Annotated in this window: 14 protein-coding genes, 1 tRNA gene and 1 pseudogene; 11 read left to right on the top strand and 5 right to left on the bottom strand. The window is 53.0% G+C overall.

Annotated elements, in window-relative coordinates; genetic code table 11:
* Positions 1-74: 74 nt before the first annotated feature.
* The 3 genes from rpoD to BLR00_RS14390 all read left to right on the top strand — a co-directional run bounded on the left by rpoD (position 75) and on the right by BLR00_RS14390 (position 3,392).
* Positions 75-2,294: an RNA polymerase sigma factor RpoD gene (rpoD, locus tag BLR00_RS14400; protein WP_107797596.1), complete on the top strand. Its 2,220-nt coding sequence runs from the start codon at positions 75-77 to the stop codon at positions 2,292-2,294.
* Positions 2,295-2,329: 35 nt separating this feature from the next.
* Positions 2,330-2,406: transfer RNA gene (locus BLR00_RS14395), tRNA-Ile, on the top strand.
* A gap of 113 nt (positions 2,407-2,519) precedes the next feature.
* Positions 2,520-3,392, top strand: coding sequence for a hypothetical protein (locus BLR00_RS14390; RefSeq protein WP_074633832.1), 873 nt, complete (start codon positions 2,520-2,522; stop codon positions 3,390-3,392).
* A 733-nt stretch (positions 3,393-4,125) separates the two neighbouring features.
* Here the strand turns inward: BLR00_RS14390 and BLR00_RS17245 are convergent.
* Positions 4,126-4,278: a DUF1353 domain-containing protein gene (locus tag BLR00_RS17245; protein ID WP_371130409.1), complete on the bottom strand. Its 153-nt coding sequence runs from the start codon at positions 4,276-4,278 to the stop codon at positions 4,126-4,128.
* Positions 4,279-4,343: 65 nt separating this feature from the next.
* Here BLR00_RS17245 and BLR00_RS14380 point away from each other — a divergent pair, with 65 nt between their 5' ends.
* The gene (locus BLR00_RS14380; protein WP_074633830.1) at positions 4,344-4,766 is read left to right on the top strand and encodes a tyrosine-type recombinase/integrase; all 423 of its coding nucleotides are present in this window, start codon (positions 4,344-4,346) and stop codon (positions 4,764-4,766) included.
* 93 nt (positions 4,767-4,859) lie between these two features.
* On the opposite strand, the gene BLR00_RS14375 is transcribed toward BLR00_RS14380, so the two are convergent.
* Together BLR00_RS14375 and BLR00_RS14370 are read right to left on the bottom strand one after the other, a co-directional pair.
* On the bottom strand, positions 4,860-5,342 hold the full coding sequence (locus tag BLR00_RS14375; RefSeq protein WP_074633829.1) for a hypothetical protein: 483 nt from the start codon (positions 5,340-5,342) through the stop codon (positions 4,860-4,862).
* A 451-nt stretch (positions 5,343-5,793) separates the two neighbouring features.
* On the bottom strand, positions 5,794-7,410 hold the full coding sequence (locus BLR00_RS14370) for a dihydroxyacetone kinase subunit DhaK (RefSeq protein WP_074633828.1): 1,617 nt from the start codon (positions 7,408-7,410) through the stop codon (positions 5,794-5,796).
* A gap of 117 nt (positions 7,411-7,527) precedes the next feature.
* Here BLR00_RS14370 and BLR00_RS14365 point away from each other — a divergent pair.
* Positions 7,528-7,827 (top strand): annotated as a pseudogene (locus BLR00_RS14365) (DDE-type integrase/transposase/recombinase); the annotation flags it as partial.
* 88 nt (positions 7,828-7,915) lie between these two features.
* Here the strand turns inward: BLR00_RS14365 and glgA are convergent.
* Both glgA and glgB read right to left on the bottom strand, forming a co-directional pair.
* The gene (gene glgA, locus BLR00_RS14360) at positions 7,916-9,400 is read right to left on the bottom strand and encodes a glycogen synthase GlgA (protein WP_074633827.1); all 1,485 of its coding nucleotides are present in this window, start codon (positions 9,398-9,400) and stop codon (positions 7,916-7,918) included.
* A 327-nt stretch (positions 9,401-9,727) separates the two neighbouring features.
* Entirely contained in the window at positions 9,728-11,980 is a 2,253-nt protein-coding gene (glgB, locus tag BLR00_RS14355) for a 1,4-alpha-glucan branching protein GlgB (protein ID WP_256324162.1), read from the bottom strand.
* A gap of 417 nt (positions 11,981-12,397) precedes the next feature.
* Between glgB and glgC the strand changes: the two genes are divergently transcribed.
* The 6 genes from glgC to BLR00_RS14325 all read left to right on the top strand — a co-directional run bounded on the left by glgC (position 12,398) and on the right by BLR00_RS14325 (position 24,670).
* A complete protein-coding gene (gene glgC / locus BLR00_RS14350; RefSeq protein ID WP_074633826.1) occupies positions 12,398-13,675 on the top strand; it encodes a glucose-1-phosphate adenylyltransferase in 1,278 nt (425 codons plus the stop codon).
* A gap of 154 nt (positions 13,676-13,829) precedes the next feature.
* A complete protein-coding gene (locus BLR00_RS14345; protein ID WP_074634334.1) occupies positions 13,830-15,530 on the top strand; it encodes a glycoside hydrolase family 57 protein in 1,701 nt (566 codons plus the stop codon).
* Positions 15,531-15,739: 209 nt separating this feature from the next.
* Positions 15,740-17,764, top strand: a complete 2,025-nt coding sequence (locus BLR00_RS14340; RefSeq protein ID WP_074633825.1) for an alpha-amylase/4-alpha-glucanotransferase domain-containing protein — start codon at positions 15,740-15,742, stop codon at positions 17,762-17,764.
* A 192-nt stretch (positions 17,765-17,956) separates the two neighbouring features.
* On the top strand, positions 17,957-18,280 hold the full coding sequence (fdxA, locus tag BLR00_RS14335) for a ferredoxin FdxA (RefSeq protein WP_074633824.1): 324 nt from the start codon (positions 17,957-17,959) through the stop codon (positions 18,278-18,280).
* A gap of 25 nt (positions 18,281-18,305) precedes the next feature.
* Complete coding sequence (locus BLR00_RS14330) at positions 18,306-21,062, top strand: PD-(D/E)XK nuclease family protein (protein WP_074633823.1); 2,757 nt, start codon at positions 18,306-18,308, stop codon at positions 21,060-21,062.
* Positions 21,059-24,670, top strand: coding sequence for a UvrD-helicase domain-containing protein (locus BLR00_RS14325; protein ID WP_081346784.1), 3,612 nt, complete (start codon positions 21,059-21,061; stop codon positions 24,668-24,670). Before BLR00_RS14330 ends, BLR00_RS14325 begins: the two co-directional genes overlap by 4 nt.
* Positions 24,671-24,816: the final 146 nt, after the last annotated feature.

The following is a 24,816-nucleotide window of genomic DNA, read 5'->3' as shown; positions in this document are numbered from 1 at the left end:
CAGCGTTAACAAAATTTTGATATAATCGAAAAATTTTTAGGTCTCAACCAGCCGTACTATTTCTGGGAATCGACATGGTAAAAGCGAAAACGCAAGCCAAGGTGACGGTAAGAGCAAAATCGAAGGCGGCGGCTTCAGAAGCCGCGGCTGTGAGTCATTCCGCCGACAAAGTCAAGGTGGCGAGAAAAAGGGAAACAAGCCAGTCCGTTACGAAGCCGCTGAAGGAAACGGCAAAATCGCCGCTAAAAGCGACTGCGGAAGCGTTGGAAGAAAAAATTACGACCGTTGCGAAATTATCCGCTAAAGCACCGGGCCGTGTGACAGAGATCGAGAAGGCGGTGCTGGCGGCCACGGAGCCCAATTTGCTTACCGCGAAAATAGCTAGAGCCAAGGCGATAAAGGAAGGCAAGAATCAGGCGAAAGACGTCGAGAAAACCACGCTCGCACCGCAAGACATTGAGGCGCGGCGCATGCGCCTGAAGAACCTTATCGTGCAGGGCAAGGAGCGTGGCTATCTGACTTATGCCGAGATCAACGATCATCTTCCCGATGATATGCTGGATGCCGAGCAGATCGAAAACATCATCAGCATGATCAATGATGTGGGCATCTCTGTTTATGATGAGGCGCCCGACGCGGAAACACTGTTGATGTCCGAAACCGCGCCTACGGTAGCCGATGAGGACGTGGTGGAAGAAGCCGAGGCGGCGCTTTCCACCGTGGATTCCGAGTTTGGCCGTACCACCGATCCGGTACGCATGTATATGCGGGAAATGGGCTCGGTGGAATTGCTCACACGCGAGAGCGAAATCGAAATTGCAAAGCGTATCGAAGATGGATTGAAGCATATGATCCAGGCAATTTCCGCCTGCCCAACCACTATCGCCGGAATACTCGATCTCGCCGACAAGGTGGCGCGGGATGAGATGCGTATTGACGAATTGGTAGACGGATTGCTGGATCCGAATGATCAGGAAATGGTCAACGAGGAAATCTCCGATGAAACGCTGGAGCAGGAATTGGGCGCGGAAAATACGGAAGATGAAGATATCGCCGCGATAGCAAGCGCTAATTTACTCAAGCTGAAGAATGACGCGCTGGAGCGTTTTGCGGTGATTCAGCAGGCGTATGTCGAGATGCAGAAAGCGCTGGAAAAAAAGGGATCCACCAACAAGGCGTACAAAGACCTGCAGGAGAATATTTCAGCCGAATTGATGGCCATTCGCTTCTCCGCAAAAATGGTTGAGAGACTCTGTGACACTCAGCGTGGCCTAGTGGATGAAATGCGCGGCTACGAGCGCAAGATCATGGAGCTATGTGTGACCAAGGCGGGTATGCCGCGTAATCACTTTATTAAAGGCTTTCCAGGTAACGAGAGTAATTTTGACTGGGTGGCACAGGAACTCGCAGTTGGCAAGCCGTATAGTCAGACGCTGGGACGTTACCAGCCGGCCATCCTTGAACAGCAGGAGAACCTGTTGGCGCTGCAGAAGCGGGTCGGTATCCCGCTCAAGGATCTCAAGGAAATCAACCGGCGCATGTCCACCGGAGAGGCCAAGGCACGCCGTGCCAAACGCGAAATGACCGAGGCCAATTTGCGGCTGGTGATTTCCATTGCCAAAAAGTATACCAACCGCGGGCTGCAATTCCTTGATCTCATACAGGAAGGCAATATCGGGCTCATGAAAGCGGTGGATAAATTTGAATATCGGCGGGGTTACAAGTTTTCGACGTACGCTACCTGGTGGATTCGTCAGGCCATTACCCGCTCCATCGCTGATCAAGCGCGCACCATCCGTATTCCGGTGCACATGATCGAAACCATCAACAAGATGAATCGTATTTCGCGCCAGATTCTACAGGAAACCGGACAGGAACCGGAACCGGCGCTGCTGGCTCAGAAAATGGAAATGCCGGAAGAGAAAATCCGCAAGATCCTCAAGATTTCCAAGGAGCCGATCTCCATGGAGACGCCCATTGGCGATGACGAGGATTCCCATCTGGGCGATTTTATCGAGGATTCAGCTACCATGGCGCCCGCGGACGCCGCAGTCTACGCCAGCCTGCGGGATGTTACCAAGGATATACTGGATTCCCTGACACCGCGTGAAGCAAAAGTACTGCGTATGCGTTTCGGTATCGAAATGAATACCGATCACACGCTGGAAGAGGTGGGTAAACAATTCGACGTGACGCGTGAGCGCATTCGGCAGATTGAAGCCAAGGCGCTACGCAAATTGCGGCATCCTTCACGTTCTGAACGTCTACGCAGTTTTCTGGATACCGAAGGCTGATCGGCCTTCGGTTGTTCCGTTTTAGTGTTTGAATAGGGTCTGTAGCTCAGTTGGTTAGAGCAGGGGACTCATAATCCCTTGGTCACTGGTTCGAGTCCAGTCAGACCCACCAATAAAGCAAGGAGTTACAGAAATTAATTCTGTAACTCCTTTTCTTCTTTCATAAGATGTAACTGGTTTGTAACCGCAACATTACCTTTCAACCCTTCGCAAAACTGGAAAGCCGTGAACATTGCAAAATTTTGGGCTGGAAAGATGTACGGTACAAATACCGGCAATCTTTTCTTGGAACTGGAAAATACGGGCCCCGATATATCTGGAACGTTGCGGATAATGGATGCGGAGCATGGCGTGGCGGAGTATTCGATAAAAGGAACATTTGATGAAAAGCTAAAGTTAAGCGGAGATCCGGTGAAAGGTCCTCCGGACATCGAATTGGGAACCTTAACGGCCGAAGCGATATTAACACCCGAGGGAAATATTCGGGGCACTTGGGTGACTTCGATAGGCACAGGAGGGGCGTTTACAGCCTATCCACATCATGGTGCATATCCTGAAAATGTAGGACAGGCACATCCGCCAATCGCTAGACAGCTGTACACAAAAAATATTTTCCTAGGTTCTGTTCGATTGTTTTTCAGTGACGTAAAGCAGTTAATCAGCTATATCCAAGAGGATTTCAATTCCTCTCAACCTGTCGTCACCTACAATGTTCGTGGGAGTCAGGTTACAAAATTTGCGGAGGATTTTTTAAATGAAGCACATTCACTCGGTCCACTTAATTACCTAAAAATCACAACACAGGAGCCGGAGCCCGGTGGATACGGGATTAATCGACTGATAGTAGTTGAACTAAATGCCCAAGGTATCAATGAGGTGCGGGGGCAAAGTATTCAGGAATCTTGGGTCATCGGAAAAACGGAAGCAACCGCAGCTCTTCTTAAGCCGAGCGAGCGTGTCTTGATAACTTCATACAAAAAATTTGGTCTAGGTCTGAACCATATTACATTTTTAGCAATGCTTGTTTTTATGCCGGAAATAGCGAACTGGAAGGACCGTGCTCTTTTCGTCTCTGTAGTTTTTTTCTGCTTACCTTGATGTTTTGGGTGCACGCCCATTTTATACCTAACGCTTCGATTCAGATGAAAGTGGAAAATCCGAGTTTTTGGGATAAGATTTCCTTGACATTCAACTCATTAGTTATTGGCATTGGTGCATCGCTTATTGCGGCATACATGTACTCAAAACTTACCTAGATTCAACTATAACTCAACTTTGACCAGGGAGAATCCATCTCCGTTTTCTGGGTTACGGATATTTGAAAAATATTTAATCCGATACAGCTAAGAAGATTGCGTGATCATTCCTTCCCCCCGTTTCACTCCCTTTTCTCTTTCGAATCTCTGTGCGGGATAGTCGTACTTCAGACCTGATCAACTCTGCTTTCATATCAAAAGCAGCCCTCCTAGCTTTATCAATAAGGAGGAGTATCTCTTCCGCCTTCATTTTCAGCCCTGATCGCTGGCTAATGCGCGGCAACCCTCCTGCGATAGTTTCTATCTTGGATAGGTTTACGGCGAGGAAGTCTAAGGTGGAATCATTCATTCTGTCTTAATTCTACAGAATCCATCAATATTCGCAGAATGAGAAGAACTATCCTGTTGCTAGTCTTTATAATTGCGCGATTGGCTTTGAGCGGGGAATAAGGAAAGCATTGGCGTTATGCCGTCGCCAGCCTAACTTGTCTCGTTCTTCTCGTTCATGTAGTGACTTCCGCCTCCCACTCTCACTCCGAGATAAATAAGCCGCCTTTTGAGCCAGGGAATTTCGGTCAACTCCATTGCCTGATCCGACAGTCGCGCGACAGTTCGACTTTTGAATACAGATAGTCGTGGATCACTGCCGGTCGTTGGGCAATGTCACCTAGATTGTCGTACACCAAGGGGATTCGCGGCACGGAGGAGCGGTCTGGAAAGCTGCCGATATCCCGCTGCGCGATGCGCTAGATCTCGCTTACCTGACGGGGCAGCGGCCGGCGATGTGCTGAAGATGATGGAGACCGACATCAGGGATGGCGCATTACTGATCAGCCAGAACAAAGGTGGCCAGAAACTGCGCATGAACGTGACCGGCCAACTGGACGAGCTCTTGCAACGCATAATTGAACGCAAACGACAATTCTCGGTGAGAAGCTTGGCGCTGATCTGCAATGAAAGGGGAGGGAAGTTAGGACGGGATGCACTGCGCTATAGATTCGATGTTGCGCGATTGAAAGCGACCGCTGACAATCCCAGCATCGCCGATGCGATCACTGCATATCAGTTCCGTGATCTGCGCGCGAAGGCAGGTACCGACAAGGCCGACACCGGCGATCTGGTGCAGGCGCAAAAGCAGCTTGGCCACCGCTCAATCACTATGACTGAGCATTACGTTCGTGCGAGGGTAGGGGAGAAGGTGGAGCCAACCAAATGACCATTTTGATGCATTTTGATTTTCGAGGCAACTAAGGTACCCAGTAGGACAAAGAAAGCCCCGGAAGGCTGGCCGACCGGGGTTTGTCTCTACCTATAAGTTCATAACGAAGCTAAAGATCAGTATACTTGTTGCGGTTAGTGCCGGAAATATTGTGAAAAAAAGCATGATCGGCCATGCCTTCATAAGGCATACATGACTAACATTAATTTGGTGTTGCTTAGCTATTAACAGGGAGCTGAAATTTTCTGCAGGGGCGTTCAGGACGTCCTGGAGTAGATGGAGCTCCCTAGCGGAATAAATCATTTTCGTTACCTCCCACATAACAAATACCACTACTGAGGTAAGCATGCAAAGCGATGAGATGCGCATATCGAAGGCTGACATGTAAACCTTCATATTCGACCACACAGTAAAAAATCCCGCATAGCCGACCGCCATAATAATATTCGTGTATGCCGCCGATTTATCATAAAGCGAGGCCATCATTGTGATGATTGTCGAAATTCTTTTCTCGTGATCCTCTTTAATAGATCGCTCGTGCAGTTCTTTAAGTAATTGTTCCGAATTCTTCATTTTTTTCTCAGCAGTAGGTAAAGTTAATCCGGATTCTGAGAAGGATTGATGGTATTCGTTTTAATAACGGCAACGGTTGAACAAACTGAAGGAATTTTACTCTTGCGACAGAAATGAGTAGAGCGGGTCGCTTACCAAGCGACCGAATTTATGCATTTTGGTTTCCGCAAAAGCCCTGAATCCTTACATCCACAAGGGGTGATAGTGAAGCTTTTGCGGAAATGGAATCCCCAAGATGACTCGTAACAGACCTAAATTATGTCAATAGTCGTTTATCCTAGGGCTTCAACACCGTTTTCGCCTCAGAATAACTGCAACTGACAGAGCCTGCCGGTTCACATTTGAATTGAGCCAAATCAGATACCGTTAGAAACACCGGCAATAATCGATGCACAGCATCTATGGCTGTCGACAAATTTATTTGTTATAAATAGATGCTTACAATCTAAAATTAGGCCAAGTGTTCAAACAGTCGCGCGACCGCCTCAGCACCTGGATCAGCGTGACCCACCAAATGCTTGGCATTGACATAGGAAGCGCGGCCCGCATTCGCCTTGCTCATGTGGGCAGTGCGATCGGCACCCGCACGTGCGGCTTTCGCCGCCTCGGGCAGGCTCTCTTCCAGGGCATCAAGGGCCGGCGCAAGGGCATCGACCATGGTGCGGTCACCCGGGCGTGCACCACCGATCTCCTGCATTCTCTGCAACCCGGCCTGCAACGCTTCGCGCATTGGCAAGCCGCTTGAGGCGGCATCGCCCGCTGCGGCGAAGAAGATCGCGAGGAGCACACCGCACGAGCCTCCCATGGTTTGGGAAAGCTCCAAGCCAATGGCTCGATAGAGCTGGGTATGGTCGGCAAGCGGCAATCGGTCCACGGCGCTGATCAGGGCGCGTGCCACGCCGGCTAGCGTGCTGCCGGTGTCCCCATCGCCTGACTTCGCATCGAGCGCGTTGAGGTCGTTCTCGGCGGCGATCAGAACCTCGCAGCAACTGATCAGGAACTCCCTGGTCGGTTTGTGCATTGAGGGCATCGGAACGACAGCCGTCAGGCCGTCCGGAAGCGCCTGAATCGCGACCTGGCCTAGCCGGGAGACCCGTGGCCATGCTGCCAGCGGCGTGTGCTGCTTGAGCAGGGCGATCTCGGCATCGTCGGCAGGATAGGCCGAAATCGAGAAGCCATGCATGTCGAGCGATGTCATCATGGCCGCCGGCCCGATGACGTGGGTTATCCGCTCGCCAATCGCTGACCGCCGGATTTCGTTGAGAATGATCGACATCTCGATGACCGACGTGCCGCCGAGATTGTTGACCATAACGACATGCGGCTTTTCTTCCATTGCAGCTGACAGGCGCTCGACCATGGCAGCGACAGCTTCGCTCGCGTCCTTGAACTTGACCTGCTCAACACCGACTTCACCGTGGATGCCAAGCCCAAGCTCAGCCATCCCGGGCGGGATGCGATCCTCCTTTGGCGAACCCGGGATGGTGCAGGTGTTTAGCGACATGCCGATGCTTTTTGTCTTTGACACGACCTTGCGCGCGGCCGTGGCGACGTGCGCCAAGTCGGCACCATTCTCGGCCAACGCGCTGGCTATCTTGTGCACGAAAAGCGTGCCGGCGACGCCGCGGGCTTGAGGCGAGTCAGGCAACGCCACATCATCGTCGACGATGACTATCTCGACATTCAAGCCAAACTGGCGAGCGCGTTCGGCCGCCAGCCCGAAATTTAATCGGTCCCCGGTATAATTCTTGACGATGAGCAGGCAGCCGGACGATCCCGTCACGGCAAGGATGCCTGCCAGTACCGCGTCGACTGTCGGCGAGGCAAAGATGTCGCCGCATACCGCAGCCGTCAGCATCCCTTCCCCGACGAAACCCGCATGTGCCGGTTCGTGGCCCGATCCGCCTCCCGAGATCAATGCAACCTTGGACTTGTCCCAGTCATTACGTACGACCACTCGTATATGCGGATAGCCGTCGAGCCGCGCCAGCTTACCGCCAGACGCCGCGACCAGACCATCGATGGCTTCGGTGACGATGCTTTCTTTAGTGTTGATGAACTGGGCCATATTTTCGGCTCTGTTGCAAAAAATGATTTTTGATTAAATGTGAATTTAAAAGTTATTAAAAAATATTTAGTTAAATATTAAAATATAGCTGTTTCTTATTTTTTGCAACAGAGCCCCCGCAAGGTGGTCGGGTGGTCCATGAAGCCGGCGCTGGCTTGAGAGTTGGTCCTTAATGCCCTGTTGATGGCGGTATGGCGACGTAAACCCACGCAACCGGTTGTCGTGCACTCCGATCAAGGCAGTCAATATGGCAGTGACGACTAGATCCGCTTCTGCCGTTCTCACCGCTTATTGCCCAGCATGAGCCGGCGCGGAAATTGTTGGGATAACGCGGTAGCCGAATCATTCTTCAGCAGTCTGAAAGAAGAACACGTCCGCAAGCGCATCTACAAAACAAGAGATCTCGCTCGCGCCGATCACCACACCCCTTATTTTTTTCCTAGGGAGCCGTCATTTTTCTGCTTTGATTCTTCAAGTCCGACAAGCTGCCAGGATCAAGACTGAATCAAGATCTTAGCGACAAGTAGATTTTCCGGTAAGCAGCAGCGCTGGAGCGCCAACCGAAATCTTTGGCCATGCCATTTTTCATTAGGCGGTACCAGACCGATTTATTATTGTAGGCAACGGTGACACGCCGGATAGCGTCAAGAAAGCTATCAGCGGTCATATCGAAAAACAAAAAGCCGCTGGCGCTTCCGTCAGCCAGGGTTGCGGGAGTGCAATCGACCACCGTATCTACTAGGCCCCCTGTCGCATGCACTAGCGGGGGCGTTCCATAGCGTTGACTATACATCTGATTCAGGCCGCAGGGCTCGAAACGGGAAGGCATCAGAAAGCTATCCGCTCCGGCTTCGATCAAGTGGGAGAGTTTTTCGTCAAATCCAATATGTACGGCGATTTTTCCAGGATTATTTTTCGCCAACGTAGTCAATTCCTGTTCCAGCATGGCTTCGCCACTACCCAGAATAGCCAGTTGCGCCGGCAGTCCGGTCAATTGCGCCGCTACTTCAAGTAACAGATCATAACCTTTCTGGTAAGTGAGGCGGCTTACAGCTCCGAACAGCGGAATGCCGGGATCGATAGTCAATCCCAGCAACTGTTGCAGTGCTCGTTTATTGGCGGCTTTAGCTGCGAGTTTATTAGCGCTGTAATTCCGTGGAATATCGGGATCGGTGGCGGGGTCCCAATCGTTAGTATCGATGCCGTTGACGATGCCGCTGATATGATTGCGGCGTGCCGACAGTAAACCCTGCATGCCAAAGCCCAGGGTTTCCATCTGAATTTCCCTGGCATAGGTGGGACTCACGGTGGCGATGTGATCGGAATAATAGAGCCCGGCCTTGAGAAACGACATGCCGCCATAGTATTCGGCACCGTTTATGTGAAAGCTGGTGGCGGGCAGTCCCAGTTGAGCAATAGTATCAGCGGGAAATATGCCCTGGAAAGCGAGATTATGTATCGTCATCAGGGAAGCCGCTTTTTTGCCTTGATGAAAATGCAGATATGCCGGCACCAGACCGCTTTGCCAATCGTTGCAGTGAGCGATACGTGGGCGCCAGGCGAGTGGACTGGCATCGCTCGCCAGAATTGCGCCGATTTTTGAGAGCAGGCCGAAACGCAGCGCGTTATCCGGCCAATTGTGACCGGCCGCATTCACATAAGGACTGCCTTCTCGCTGGTAGAGAATGGGACAATCGATGATAAATATAGGAACGCTCGCGGACGCCCCTAGCGGCAGTTTTGCGGATAGCAGTATCGATGGCGGGAATGGAGGTTGAGCTGCGAACTCCGCGATTTTGCGTTTGTGTTTGAGTCCTTTCAATACTTGAGGATAGCCTGGGATAAGTAGGCGAGCGTCTACCTTGATTTCCCGTAATGCCGCCGGCAGCGCCGCGCTCACATCACCGAGACCGCCGGTTTTGAGCAGGGGATAAACCTCTGGTGTTATGAACAGAACGCCAGGAAGGGTAGCTGATGGAGCACGCGCCATGAGTGAGCCGTTGATTTTCTTATGTTAATTATTTAATGATTTCCAGACGCCAAATATCACTGGCAAACCTTACCCCTTTTCGCGTCTGGTGATGATCTGCTACGCAAAACGTATTTTCCTGATGATGCGATTTCGCCGCTTGCGGGATAGCTGGGAGCGCCTCATAGCGGCGTGTCCGGCGTATCAACCGATTCCAGATCAGGAGTGTTTCAATCTGGCCTGTGGCTTGGGGATTCCGTTATCAGCCGCGGCTTGCCTTACCTGAATTGTTTACCGGCTCAGCGGAGCTCGGGCGCGCCAGTATTATTTTGCCAGGTAAATATAACCTCATACCTCATCCGTTGATACCATAATGCCACGCGAGGTTTCAAGCGAAAGGATAATCCCCGCCAGCGGCGGTAGTGTGATAACGACGGAATCCGGCAACCCCATCCATGGCTGGTCCGAAGTATCGATTTCCCCCATATTGCCCATATTGCCTCCACCATAGTGTGAAGAATCGCTGTTGAATATCTCGTGATAAGTTCCTTGGGAAGGAACACCAATACGATAGCCCGTTCGCGGGACCGGCGTAAAATTAAGGATAACCAGCGCAAATGAACCATCGGATGCGCGCCGGATGTAACTGATGACAGAGTTATCGGCGTCGTGGCAGTCTATCCAGGCAAACCCATCCGGTAAAAAGTCGAGCTGATGCAACGCGGGTATATTGCTGTACAGATGATTGAGGTCGCGCAATGCCGCCTGTACGCCGCTGTGCTGTTCATAACTTAGCTGATACCAGTCCAGCTCCCGGCTGGAATTCCATTCGCGCCCTTGTGCAAATTCGTTACCCATGAAATTGAGTTTCTTACCGGGATAGGTCATTTGATAAGTAAACAGCAGGCGCAGATTTGCGAATTTCTGCCACGCGTCCCCCGGCATTTTACCCAGCAGCGAGCCCTTGCCATGCACGACTTCATCATGCGAAAACGGCAATACGAAATTTTCAGTGTACGCATACAGCTGACCGAAGGTAAGCTTGTCATGGTGAAAGCGCCGATGCACCGGATTTTCCAGAATATAAGAAAGTGTATCGTTCATCCAGCCCATGTTCCACTTCATTGAGAATCCCAGACCGCCAACATAGGTGGGGCGGGATACGGCTGGCCACGCGGTGGATTCCTCAGCCAGTGTCAAGGCACCCGGAAACTCTTCGTGCACCATGACGTTCAGCTCGCGCAGGAAATCTATAGCCTCCAGGTTCTCCCTGCCGCCATATCGATTGGGCAACCATTCGCCCGGATGACGGGAATAGTCCAGGTAGAGCATGGATGCAACAGCATCCACGCGCAATCCGTCAAAATGAAATTCCGATAACCAGTAATGGGCGCTGGACAGTAGAAACGATTTCACTTCGTTACGTCCGAAATTAAAAATATAGGTGCCCCAATCCTGATGCAGACCCACACGGGGATCTTCATGTTCATACAAGGCAGTACCATCAAATCGCGATAGAGCGAATGCGTCTTGCGGAAAGTGCGCTGGCACCCAGTCGAGCAAAACACCGATGCCTGCCTGATGACAGGCATCGACAAAAAATTTTAAATCATCGGGTGAGCCATAGCGGCTGGTAGCAGCGAAATAGCCCGTTGTCTGATACCCCCAGGATTCATCGAGCGGATGCTCCGAAACGGGTAGTAATTCGACATGGGTATAACCCATTTCGCGTACATAGGAAATCAGATACCGGGCGAGTTCCCGGTAAGAATAAAAGCGTCCGTCCGGATGCCGCTTCCAGGATCCGGCATGAATTTCATAAATATTCAACGGAGCCTGCAGCCAATTCCAGGCCGCACGGTTTGCCATCCAGCCAGAATCCAGCCAGGCTATTTCACCTCCCTCAGGCGTGCGGGCGGCATTATTGGGCCGTAACTCGTAAAACCTGGCATAAGGGTCTGTCTTGAGAAGAATCTCACCGCTGTGGCGGTTGCGTATCTCATATTTATAGAGCGATCCCGGCGGCAGACCCGGAATAAATAGCTCCCATACTCCGCTCGAGCCATGAACCGCCATCGGATGTACTCGCCCGTCCCATCGGTTGAAGTTCCCCACCACGCTGACGCGTTCCGCGTTGGGTGCCCATACAGAGAAAAGTACGCCTGCAATATCGTTGATTTCCGTGGCATGAGAGCCCAGCGTGCGATAAGCTTGCCGTAGCCGGCCTTCGTTGAACAGATACAAGTCATGATCGGAAATTTGCGGCGGGAAAGCATAGGCGTCATAGGTTTCATATACGATTGCTTCTTCGGGCGCCGCGTTGCCATCCTCGATACGCAAGAGATAGGGCATGGGCGGCAAGGTTGTGCCGTACCATTCGAAAATGCCGCCGGGATGGACCCGTTCCATTGGCTCGAATTCGCCTGCTATATTGATCCACACATGAGCGGCATGGGGATAAAATGCGCGCGCCAGGCTGTAATCCTGCTCCATGCGAGCGCCGAGATAAGCGAAAGGATCGTGCAGCCGTGCGGCCAATAGGGCTTCCAGCATGGGATTGTTCCTGGAGGAAATGCCGGATTTCATGGGATTGGGACTCATGCGGGGGTTATCCTAAATCCGCTCCGTAGCGGACTCACCCAGAAGGTGAGAATTAAATGGCACAGAAATTCTCTACGAATCATAATTCTAAACTGACGAGTGAGCGCTCAACTGCCGGACTTAGAATTATAGCTTGCTTGCACGCGGCTATGGATTTAGATCGGCTTAACATCATGGTAAACATCGCAATCGCGAATAGGTGCACAGGCAGAAAAGAAGTGGTATAAACATAATTCGGATGTTTCATAAATTGACGCATGTCCTCGCTGGTCTTTTGTTTCGCATGAAAATTTTGTTGAGTCGGGCGTATGAATAGCTACGCCACTCCCACAAAATTTCCCTATGAAACAATATCCCACGCATTCATCACGCGAATTTATAAAACATCCGGGATAAAAACATGCGGAGGACTATCCGATGACACAGGAAGCCGATTTACGTTTTCATAGCCAGGTTACGCGTAATTCGATTGCGTTGATACTGGCGGGCGGGCGTGGCAGCCGCTTGCGGCAGCTGACCGATTGGCGTGCCAAGCCCGCGGTGCCCTTTGGCGGAAAATTCCGCATCATTGATTTTCCCCTCTCAAACTGTGTGAATTCCGGTATTCGCCGGATTGGCGTTGCTACTCAATATAAGGCGCAGAGCCTTATCAGTCATATTCAGCATGGATGGGGTTTTCTCGACGGACGCTTCAAGGAATTCGTCGAGCTGCTGCCGGCTCAGCAGCGAATCGAGGAAACCTGGTACCAGGGGACCGCCGACGCGGTGTACCAGAATATCGATATCCTCCGCCGTCACGATCCTCAGTATGTGCTGATCCTGGGTGGGGATCATGTTTACAAGATGGACTATAGCAAATTGTTGGCCGATCACGTGGAAAAGGCCGCGGACATGACGGTGTCGTGTATCGCCATTCCGGCGGCTGAAGCGGGTTCCTTTGGCGTCATGAGTGTTAACGACGATTGGCGCGTCACCAGCTTTGCGGAAAAATCTGCGGACCCCGCGCACATTCCGGGACAGCCTGGACAGGTGCTTGCGAGTATGGGCATTTATGTATTCAATGCATCGTTTCTTTTTGAGCAATTGATTCATGACCATGATGAACGGCGCTCGTCCCATGATTTTGGCAAAGATCTGATTCCGTACCTTGTGCCTCGTCACCGCGTATTCGCTCACCGTTTTTTTGACAGTTGCGTCAACATGGCGTCCGGTGTGCCCTACTGGCGAGACGTCGGTACCATCGATGCTTACTGGGAGGCCAATCTTGATCTGACTCATGTGACGCCAGACCTCAATCTGTATGATGAGGACTGGCCGATCTGGACCCATCAGGAACAGCTGCCGCCCGCCAAGTTTGTATTTGATGACGATGACCGGAGAGGTCAGGCGCTCGACTCAATGGTTTCGGGCGGATGTATTATCAGTGGTTCGACGGTGCGCCGCTCGCTATTGTTTTCCAATGTTCAGGTACGCAGCTACAGCAGCATCGAGGATTCGGTAATTTTACCCAATGTGGATATCGGCCGTAATGTGAGCCTGAGACGGGTAATAGTGGATAAAAATTGTATGATTCCCCCGGGTTTGATGGCAGGATTTGATCCGGTGGAGGACCGCAAACGATTTCATGTCACCGAAAATGGCGTTACGTTGATTACCCCGGAAATGCTCAACCAAAGAATACATCATGTCAGGTAACCGGGGAGTCACGCCAGAGGAATCCTGAATAAGTCCCGAGTTTGGCGGCAACACGCTCCAGGCAGGGGCCTATAAAGAAATTCCTAAAGAAATCAGGGACGGTAATCATGAATAATTTATGGCACGTAAGCGGTCGAATCAGGTCTATATCGAAATGCAACCAATAAATTTTGTCTTATTGTGGCACATGCATCAACCGGATTATCGTAATTACGAGACGGGTGAATTCATGCTGCCATGGGTGTATCTGCATGCCATCAAGGATTATACCGATATGGTATCTCATCTCGAGGCGCACCCTTCAATGAAGGCAGTTGTAAATTTTGTGCCGGTGCTGCTGGATCAACTGGAGGACTATGCCGCGCAGTTCGCCACTGGGAAAATACGGGATCCGCTGTTGCGTTTGCTGGCGACGCCTGACCTGGAACAGGTCTCCGCCAGTGATCGTCTGCGTGTATTCGATAGTTGTTTTCGCAGCAATCATGTAACGATGATGCAGCCATATCCGGCATATAAGCGTTTGTATGATATGCACGAGACGTTGCGGGGACATGGTGAGGCTGAACTGGCCTACCTTTCCGCCCAGTATCTGGCGGACCTGCTGGTATGGTATCACCTGGCGTGGACGGGTGAGAGCGTGCGCAGATCCAATGAGACTGTGGTGCGATTGATGACGCAAGGCGGGGGTTTCAGCCATGCGGACCGGGTGCAATTACTCGGCCTTATTGGGGACCTGATACAGGGATTGATTCCGCGTTACCGCAAGCTGGCCGAGTCGGGTCAGATCGAATTGTCCACCACGCCGCATTACCATCCGCTTGCCCCGCTGCTGATTGATTTCTCCTCCGCTCGTGACAGCATGCCCAACGAGAATTTGCCCGTGGAACCCGCCTACCCTGGGGGGAGGGGGCGTGTCGCTGTTCATCTGGCATCGGCCATCGAGAGTCATACGCGACGCTTCGGCATACGCCCCAGTGGCGTATGGCCTGCGGAAGGCGCCGTATCCGCGCCATTCCTGGAAATCTTGGCGGAACATGGTTGCCAATGGAGCGCCAGCGGCGAAGCCGTGCTGGCGAATAGTCTACGCCATTCGTACCCAAACCAGCACCTGCAGGACCGGGGCCGTTATCTCTATCGTCCCTACCGGGTACAAGGTAAAGCCGATAGCGTTACCTGTTTTTTCCGTGATGAGAAACTATCCGATATGATCGGCTTCGAGTATGCAAAATGGTTTGGGCGCGACGCCGCTGAGCATTTGGTACACTCCCTTGAAGATATCGGCCGGAATGCGCTGCCCGGAGAGAACCCGGTGGTGAGTGTGATTCTGGATGGCGAAAATGCGTGGGAGTACTATCCGTACAATGGTTACTATTTTCTTAATGATCTGTATGAGATTCTTGAGAATCATGCTTCGATTCACGTCACTACCTATCGTGACTATATCACATCACTGAAACATATTGATGCTGCTGCTCTGCCGGTATTGGCAGCGGGTAGCTGGGTATACGGAACGTTTTCCACATGGATCGGCGATCGCGACAAGAATCACGCCTGGGATCTCCTGTGTGCTGCCAAGCATAGTTACGATCTGGTAATGCAAAGCGGTCGATTGAGCAGCGAAGAAATGCTCAAAGCCGAGCGGCAACTGGCTTCCTGCGAGAGCTCCGACTGGTTCTGGTGGTTAGGTGACTATAATCCGCCTTACGTGGTATCAAGCTTCGACCAGTTATTTCGCGATAACCTGGCCAATCTTTACGGTCTGCTAAAACTGCCAACGCCGAAAACAGTACTCGAACCCATCAGCCATGGCGGTGGGACTCCCGAGTCTGGCGGCACGATGCGGCGTGCTTCTTGAGATGGGCCATCCTGATTCCCCTTTTATAAATAGGGCAGTTTTTTTGCTTAAGAATCTCAGAAGTGGAATTTCAGTCATATTTGGCAAGAATGGACGTTCCTGCACCATGGATATACGCATAAAAGCATAGCGCCAAGCCGTGGTGACATTGCGCTCCCGAGCATCCGTATAAGTCCGTGGTGAAAAAATTTTCCCCCGAGGATAACTCGATGTCCCAACCCATCTCCCTGCTTTTCGGCGTTCATGCTCACCAGCCTGTCGGTAATTTTCCAGAAGTGCTCGCTGACGCACATCTGCGCTGTTATCAGCCTTTTCTGAAAGTACTTTATCGCTATCCGGATTTCTGTTTCGCGATGCACATTTCCGGCTGGCTATTGGACTATCTGATCGACCGTTATCCAGAGGATATGGCGTTGTTGCGGGAAATGGTGGCACGTGGACAGGTTGAGCTATTCGGTGCGGGCGACACCGAACCCGTATTGGCGGCGATTCCCACCCGCGATCGTATCGGACAAATCCAGACATTCTCGGATAAGCTGGAAACGAAACTGGGGCAGCGCCCTCAAGGGGCGTGGCTGACAGAGCGTGTCTGGGAGTCGACCGTGGTTCCCGCGCTGGCCGATTGCGGCATCCGCTATGTGATCGTGGATGATTATCATTTTCTCTGCGCAGGTAAAGCCGCAACGGAACTGGATGGCTATTTCACCACCGAAGAGGACGGGCGTAAGCTCAATCTCTTCCCTATCTCGGAAGCATTGCGTTACAAGCTGCCGTTTTCTCCGGCGAATGAAGTCGTGGCCTATATCGAGTCGCTCGCTGAGTACAGCCTAGCTGGCGGCGGCAATGCGGCGATTTATTTTGATGACATTGAAAAGTTCGGTATATGGCCGGAAACGTATCAATGGGTATATGAAAAGGGTTGGCTCGATCAATTCATTCAGGGTGTGCTGGCATCCTCCAGGATTCGTACCCAGCATTATCGCGACTATCATAGCGGGGGAAGAACCCGCGGTATCGTGTATTTGCCCACCACTTCATATATCGAAATGAATGAGTGGACATTGCCTGCCCAACCCGCCAGTATCTATGCCGATCTGGTGCAACAGGCTAAAACAGCGGGTTGGTATGAACGTCACAAGGCATTTTTGCGAGGGGGTATCTGGAGAAATTTCTTTTCGCGCTATCCTGAGTCCAACTGGATGCATAAACGCATGCTAGGCCTTTCCGCGCGGCTGGCTGCCCTGCCGGAGGGGCAAAACACCGCCCTAATGAAGGACAAGCTCTATGAGTCCCAGGCCAATGATGCCTATTGGCATGGTTTGTTCGGGGGCTTGTATCTACCCCATCTGCGGCGTGCGGTATACAAAGCGATGGTGGAACTGGAAGCGATGCTCGATACGTGTATGCCACGCCCCGCGCGGTTCGTGGAAGATACCGATCTTGACGGGACGGAGGAAATATATTTACAGAACGGTGTGATCCAGGCAGTGCTGAAGCTGGATGGCGGCGGCACCATTTGCGAGCTTGATTCCTATGCCTTGCGGCATAATTTTGGCGATACATTGCGGCGCCAGGCTGAACATTATCATCATAGAATTCATCGGAGCGGGAATAACGCGAACGAACATAGCGGTGCGGGCATCGCTTCGGCGCATGACCGGGTCAGTTTCAAGCATAAGATAGATGCGGTAGACATGGAAGCTGACGAGCATGCGCGAGGGCTGTTCGTGGATCGTTTGAATGGCGCATTTGTGAGTTATCGGCATGAGACATCCGCCGTCGATAGAGCATGCTTTCGGGCGGATGTGTTTCCGCTGCACATAAAAAAAAGTTTTGATCTTGCCAATAATCGGCTGCTTGTGTCATACCATTTTGCGGGTGAAGTGGAAGGCATGTTCAGCACCGAGATCAATCTTGCCATGCCAAGTTGCGACGGCTGGAGCGGCCGCTACATTCATCAGGGCCAGATTCCCGGGGGATTCGGTCAGCTGCTTGAATTGTCCACGATGACCGGTCTGACACTGGATGACGATGAGCTGGCTGGAAGTATTGTATTGAATGTCTCATCTCCAGCTGCATTGCGCGCACAACCCCATTATTCCGTATCACAGTCAGAAGGCGGATTCGAAAAAATCATGCAGGCCGTGACACTGAAATTGGAATGGCCGCTAAGTGTGGGCGAATTGATGATTACTTTGGAGTTCAACACAAAAAAGCATCATGCTCATAGATAATGGGTGGAATGGAACGGAGTCCGGTACCATGAGCTTAAAAGGGGGCGATGATGCTCGAAGGAACCTTATCCCAAGGCTTAAACCTTAATAATGGCATGGCCATCAGTCGTAGAACCGGATAACAGAGTTTAGTGGTGCCGATAAAATTTCTGGTAAAATTGCGGATTCTCAAAGAGCCAAGCAAGGACCGTCATGACTTATGTGGTAACTGAAAGCTGTATCAAATGCAAATACACTGATTGCGTAGATGTGTGCCCGGTGGACTGCTTTCGCGAGGGGCCCAATTTTCTGGTGATCGATCCGGACGAGTGCATAGATTGCACACTTTGTGTAGCAGAGTGTCCAGTAGAAGCAATTTTTGCCGAGGATGATGTACCGACGGATCAACAGCATTTCATAACACTTAACTCCGAATTATCAAAAGACTGGAAACCTATCATTGAGAAGAAAGATGCTCTGGCCGATGCCGATGATTGGGCGAAGGTAACGGGCAAGCTGGATAAACTGGAGCGCTGATCCAGCAGCGGTCGCTTGTCACCGCATGTTTTCAATTCCGAATTTTCCACAAGCTCCCCTCAGCGACATTTTCGCGGACCTCGCCGCCGGCTTGAAAGCCGGCGTCACGGTAATTACCCCTAATCGACGCCTTGCTATCGCGCTTAAACGCGAGTTCGACGGGCGGCAGGCCAGCCGGGAAATTACTGCCTGGCATTCGGCGGATATCCTGCCGTTTCCTGCATTCGTTGAGCGTCTCTACGAAGATGCGCTCCATTCCGGGCAAACGTCTGAATTACCGATACTCCTCACCTCCGCTCAGGAACAGATCTTGTGGGAGGATGCCATTGGCCATTCAGATACGGGCGCACCCTTACTTGTTATCGGGGCCACCGCGCGGCTTGCGCGCGAAGCCTGGCAGCTTACCCATGCATGGCGCCTCGTTCCGCCGCTCAAGAATTTATCGCTCAATGAAGATTGCAAGGCGTTTCGGGATTGGTCCCAACGCTATGAGAAAACAACCCGTCGTGCGCGGCAGATCGATCACGCGCGCCTTTGCGATCTGGTAAGCGAATTATGCAAATACGCGGTGGTCAGCAAACCGAAGCGCCTGGCTTGCTACGGTTTCGATATCGTCACACCACAGCAGACGGCGTTACTGATTAAGCTCAAGGAGGCTGGCTGTGAGGTGATGTGGGTGAGGCCGCAGCCGCGCAGCGGCAATGCGCGGCGCGTGGCATGTGATGACAGCGATGATGAGATTCGTCGCGCGGCGTCATGGGCGCGGGCGCGAATCGAGGCTGATGGTACGGCACGTATTGGTGTGGCCGTTCTGGAGTTTTCAAAATATCGCAGCGCAATCATGCGTATATTCGGTTCCGTGATGGAGCCGGATGTTCAGCAATCGCTGCCGGGTACCACCAGACGCGTGCTGCCCTTTAACGCATCGCTTGGCATGGCTCTGAGTGCTTATCCACTGGTAAGCGCAGCTTTCCTGATACTCGAACTCGGTGGGCAGGAAATTGAGTTCGAGCGTGTAAGCCTCTTACTCCGTTCGCCTTTTCTCGACGGGGCAGAGACTGAAATGGTCAATCGCGCGCGACTCGATGCACAGTTGCGCAAGCGCGCCGAGCCCATGATTACGCTCGAACGGCTGCTTGTCCTGATTGAGCGTGACGACGGTGGAGCAAGTTGCCCTATTTTGGTGCAAAGGCTATCGGCTCTTGCCGAATTTCGCAAGGCAAAGCTATCCGGTCTGCAAACGCCCTCAGCATTGACGAGAGTAATTTCTGAAGCCCTGCGGATCGCCGGGTTTCCTGGCGAGCGTGTCCTGGATTCATCCGAGTATCAGGCACTGGAAAAATGGCATGAAGTTTTAGCCGGCTTTGCTACGCTCGGCTGTGTTGTGTCGCGCATGCGGTACAGCAACGCGGTATCGCGTCTCTACCGCATGGTAGTGGAGACGCAGTTTCAGCCCAGGACGCCAGACGTTCCGATTCAGATACTTGGCGTGCTCGAGGCCGCGGGCATGGAATTCGATTACCTTTGGGTAATGGGGTTGTCCGACGATGTATGGCCATTGCAGCCAAGTCCGAATCCGTTTCTGCCGATTGAATTACAGCGAGCGCAAAAGTTGCCGCTGGGCTCGGCGGTTGCGTCACTGGAACTCGCGCAGCGGCTTACTGCTGCGTGGCTGTCGAGCGCGGATGAGATCATTCTCAGTCATCCGCGGCATGGCGATGTTCGCGATGCCCGCGAACTTGCACCCAGTCCGCTGATCGCAAACATTGCTGTGCGCGAACTTGTGTTGCCCGTTTATGCAAGCCACCGCGATCTGATTCAAAGCGCGAGCCGGCTTGAGTCCATCGATGATGACAAGGCACCGGCACTCGACCAGGCGCTTACCGGAAACGGCGATGTCGCTGGCGGCACGGCGGTAATAAAAGATCATGCCGCTTGCCCGTTTCGCTCGCTGGCGGTGCATCGATTTGGCGCGGAAAGTCTGAGAACCCCTCACACGGGGCTTGATGCGATGGAGCGCGGTACCTTGGTGCACCATGTGCTCGCACAAGTATGGAGTGAGCTCAAGACCAAAAGTAGGCTGGATGCTATCAGCGATGATAATCTTGAATCAATGATCATGCATGCCACGGATGAAGCAATCGTGCGTATTCATCGCGATCGTCCAACCACGCTCTCGGGTCGTTTCGCGGAGATTGAGCGCCGGCGCCTGGTGCGGCTGGCACGTGCATGGCTTGACAAAGAGAAAGCGCGTGGCGGTTACACAGTCATAGCGATTGAAGACAAGCGCAGCATCGAGATCGGCGGACTCCGGTTGTCGACGTGTCTCGACCGCGTCGATGAGTTCGGCGATGGACGCCGCATCATCATCGACTACAAGACTCGGGCACCGTCCGAGAACACCATGCTTGGCGATCGTCCAGAGGAGCCGCAGTTGCCGTTGTATCTCGTCGCCGCCGAGCCGGCTGCCGTAGCGGTAGCATTCGCGCAGGTCAAGACGGGTGACATGCGGTTCGCCGCCCTTGCACGCGATAGTGATCTGCTGCCTGGAGGGAAGATGTTGTCCGAATCGCGCCCGGGTGACCGATACGGCTCATGGGAGGAGCTGGTTGCCACCTGGCGGACTGATCTGACCCGCATCGCGGTCAGTTTCTCCAGCGGTGATGCCCAGGTTGACCCCAGGAAATTTCCACATACGTGCCGCAACTGTGATTTGCGCTCCTTCTGCCGTATTGATGAGCGAATGCGGCGCACGTATACCGAGCAGGGAGACGAAGAGTGAGTACCGCTTCAACGGTGCCCGATACACCCGATTTTACCGAGCGTTGCCGTGCGCTTAACCCCGAATATTCTTTTATTGTTCAGGCGCCTGCCGGATCGGGTAAGACCGGGCTTCTGATTCAACGCTATCTCACGCTGCTTGCGTGCGCTAATGAGCCGGAAGAGATCGTTGCGATTACGTTTACCCGCAAAGCCGCGGCGGAGATGCGCGAACGTGTAGTGGCGGCGCTTGTGAAGAGCGGCAATGCGTCTGATTCCGCTAATACCCCTGAAACTCCTGAAACCCCTGAAACCCCTGAAACCCCTGAAACCCCTGAAACCCCTGAAACCGGGCACCAGAAACTGACCCGCGAGCTAGCTGAGGCTGTCTTGCAGCGAGATAGGCAGACTGGCTGGCATATCATCGAAAATCCCACACGATTACGCATTCAAACTCTCGATTCATTGTGTGCATCGCTAACGCGCCAGATGCCGATGCTATCAAAATTTGGCGCGCAACCTGAAACTGTCGAGGACGCATCCGAGTTATATCTCGAAGCGGCGCGCACAACCATCGGTCTGGTCGAAGGTCACGATGCGGTGGCGCAGGATGTCCAGCATTTGCTGGAACACCTCGACAATGATGTGGCTCGCATCGAAAATCTGCTTGCCGGGATGCTGGCCCGGCGCGACCACTGGTTACGCCATATTCATGGCAGAGCGCGCGATGAGCTGGAAGCGGCGTTGAAAAATACGCGACACGGGGCACTGAAGCACCTATGCAGCTTATACGGACGCTATCCTGTCTCGATACAAAGCGAGCTGGTGGAGCTTGCCCGCTATGCTGCCGGTCATTTAACCGCTGGCAGCGGGGGAGCGCCCATTGTTGCGTATCAGGGGCTCGATGCAGGCGGTGGGTTGCCGGGCGATGAGGAACAGGATGTTGCCCGCTGGGTTGCCATTGCCGATCTGTTACTTACAAAAGAGGGTGCCTGGCGCAAGCAGCATACGATCAGGGATGGCTTCCCGCCCGGCGGAACCAAGAATGAAAAAGCAATCGCAAAGTCATGGAAGGAAAGAGCGCTAGCGCTGACAGACGTCCTGGCGGCGGATGATGGCGAAACACTGTGCCATGCGTTACATGATATTCGTTTCCTGCCCCTGCCCGTTTATACCGAAAAGCAATGGGCAGTGCTCGGTTCGATCACGCGGCTGTTGCCGCGTGCCGCCGGGCAGCTCAAGCTCGTATTTCAGTCGCATAACCAGGTCGATTTTACAGAGGTCGCGCAAGGTGCCCTGCGTGCGCTTGGCGAGCCCGAGATGCCTACTGATCTTGCTCTCGCGCTCGACTACCGCGTTCGACATCTATTGATAGACGAGTTCCAGGATACATCGATCAGTCAATACGAACTCGTCACGAAACTTACCGCCGGATGGGAATCGGGAGATGGCCGCAGTGTGCTGCTGGTTGGCGACCCGATGCAGTCCATCTATCGTTTTCGCGAGGCGGAGGTTGGATTATTCTTACGCACCCGTGTGGCGGGCATTGGCAATGTTGTCCTGCATCCGGTTTCTCTTTCCAGCAATTTCCGGTCGCAGCGCGGTATTGTGGACTGGGTTAACAACACCTTCGAGCAGGTGATGCCGCGGCAAGAGGACATCACACTGGGTGCGGTTTCCTATACGCCGTCGGTTGCGACGCACGGTTTACTCGCCGGCGAGGCAGTCAGCGTGCATCCGTTTTTCAATAATGACCACATAGCCGAGGCGGCGAGAGTGGTGGAAATTGTCATGCAGGTACGGCGTAATGATCCGTCCGCCACCACGGCAATTCTGGTGCGCAGCCGTAATCATCTTCAGCAAATCGTGCCCCGGCTCAAAGAGGCCGGAATAAGGTTTCGTGCGATCGAAATTGAAGGGCTGGGCCGCCGGCCGGTAGTGCAGGATTTGCTGGCGCTGACACGCGCACTGGCACATCCGGCGGATCGTCTGGCATGGTTTGCGTTGTTGCGCGCACCATGGTGCGGTCTTACGCTCCAGGATATGCACGTGCTCGTTTCGACCCATGCAGTCGCTGTTTGCGGCGGGACGGACGATCCAGCCGGGATTGAAGGAGTGGGACGAAACGTCAGAGCGAATAATCGAACAGTATGGGAGTTGCTCGTTGATGATGCGCCAATGGCGGCGGTTTCCCGCGATGGCCGCGTCCGGCTGCTGCGTGTACGCGAGGTGCTGAAGAGCTGTATGGATAATCGCTGCCGTCAATCCCTCCGTGTGACTGTTGAGGCGGCATGGCTTGCGCTGGGAGGCCCCGGCTGCATTGACGACGCGACAGACCTTGAAGACGCTGCAGTCTATCTTGATTATCTTGAAGCGCACGAAGAGGCTGGCAGTATTCCCGCACTTTCGGCATTGGAAGAAGGGCTCGCAAAACTCTACGCGTTACCTGACCTGGAAGCTGACGATACGCTACAGGTCATGACCATTCATAAGGCCAAGGGACTGGAGTTCGATTGCGTGATCGTGCCCGGCCTTGGCCGCCCGTCACGTACCAGCGACAAGAAGTTGTTCATGTGGATGGAACAGCCACGCGCCAAACCGTCGACGGGAGAATGGAATGCAGGAAGCGATTTATTGCTTGCACCCATTCAGGAAACGGGTACAGATGCTGATCGCATCTATTCCTGGCTGGAGAAACTGGATGGTGAGAAAGAACGCTTCGAAGATGAGCGGCTGCTCTATGTTGCCGCAACGCGCGCCAGGCAGCGGCTGCATCTGCTTGGCAGTACGGGTATCGCTTACGATAGTGATGGAGGTTTCGAACTGAAGCCCCCTGCTGGAAAAACATTGTTGAGCAAGATTTGGTCCGTGGTCAAGCCTGCTTATGCGGATGTTGCGGCGAGAATAGCGGCTTCGGATACGTGTTCGATCACAGACGCGAAAGAGAGTGAAAAAGAGGAGAAGCCCTCGATCGATCAATCCTTGCGCCGCCTTGTCTCTGATTGGACATTGCCACCCGCGCCGCCGCCGGTGCGGTGGAACGCGCAGCCGCAGATGATGCCCGCGATGGGTGATATCGAGTATTCATGGGCCGGTGAGACGGCTCGCCATATTGGAACCATCGTGCACCGCTGGTTGCGGCGCATCGCGGAGGACGGCATGGAAAATTGGAGCATGGCGCGGATTCAGGTTTTGCGCGATACTTTCAAGCGCCAGCTGGTTGCGTGTGGCGTGGATCGCGATGGCGGCGATATCGATACGGCAGCGGGACGCGTAATAACGGCGCTTGCCCAAACCGTGGGCGATAAGCGCGGGCAATGGTTGCTTGGACCGCAGCGGGATGTCTACAACGAGCTGCGCATGACGGCGATTATGGAGGGCGAGCAGAGAGATCTCGTCATCGATCGCACCTTCCGGGATGCGGAAGGTCAGCGCTGGGTGGTGGATTACAAGATCAGCAGTCATGAAGGTGCGGATATGGAAGGGTTTCTTGATCGTGAGCAGGATCGCTACCGGTTCCAACTTGACCGCTATGCCGCACTTATGCGTATGATTGACGATGAGCCGGTGAAACGAGGATTGTATTTTCCGTTGTTAAGGGGATGGCGGGAGTGGGGCGGTGAAGAATAGAGTCCGGTATCTCTATGGGGCAAATTCTCCGCTGCTTGTGGTGTTGTAAACCGGTTATATATGAGTAACATCCCGCTCACCGGGGCGGTGTTGTTCGGGGCTGGTCGGGGTTAGTTTTTGGGCAGCTCAACGGAAGGGATCAATGA

This window comes from Nitrosospira multiformis (assembly GCF_900103165.1).
Classification (GTDB): domain Bacteria; phylum Pseudomonadota; class Gammaproteobacteria; order Burkholderiales; family Nitrosomonadaceae; genus Nitrosospira; species Nitrosospira multiformis_D.
Note: the sequence above shows the minus strand (reverse complement) of the source record. Positions and strands in the feature narration are given on the sequence as shown.

Bases quoted from the DNA above. Each gene is read 5' to 3' on its own strand.
- BLR00_RS14340 (WP_074633825.1), top strand. From the start codon at position 15,740: ATGTCCCAACCCATCTCCCTGCTTTTCGGCGTTCATGCTCACCAGCCT.
- BLR00_RS14330 (WP_074633823.1), top strand. From the start codon at position 18,306: ATGTTTTCAATTCCGAATTTTCCACAAGCTCCCCTCAGCGACATTTTC.
- BLR00_RS14375 (WP_074633829.1), bottom strand. From the start codon at position 5,342: ATGAAGAATTCGGAACAATTACTTAAAGAACTGCACGAGCGATCTATT.
- glgA (WP_074633827.1), bottom strand. From the start codon at position 9,400: ATGGCGCGTGCTCCATCAGCTACCCTTCCTGGCGTTCTGTTCATAACA.
- BLR00_RS14345 (WP_074634334.1), top strand. From the start codon at position 13,830: ATGCAACCAATAAATTTTGTCTTATTGTGGCACATGCATCAACCGGAT.
- rpoD (WP_107797596.1), top strand. From the start codon at position 75: ATGGTAAAAGCGAAAACGCAAGCCAAGGTGACGGTAAGAGCAAAATCG.
- BLR00_RS14370 (WP_074633828.1), bottom strand. From the start codon at position 7,410: ATGGCCCAGTTCATCAACACTAAAGAAAGCATCGTCACCGAAGCCATC.
- glgC (WP_074633826.1), top strand. From the start codon at position 12,398: ATGACACAGGAAGCCGATTTACGTTTTCATAGCCAGGTTACGCGTAAT.
- BLR00_RS14380 (WP_074633830.1), top strand. From the start codon at position 4,344: ATGATGGAGACCGACATCAGGGATGGCGCATTACTGATCAGCCAGAAC.
- glgB (WP_256324162.1), bottom strand. From the start codon at position 11,980: ATGAGTCCCAATCCCATGAAATCCGGCATTTCCTCCAGGAACAATCCC.
- fdxA (WP_074633824.1), top strand. From the start codon at position 17,957: ATGACTTATGTGGTAACTGAAAGCTGTATCAAATGCAAATACACTGAT.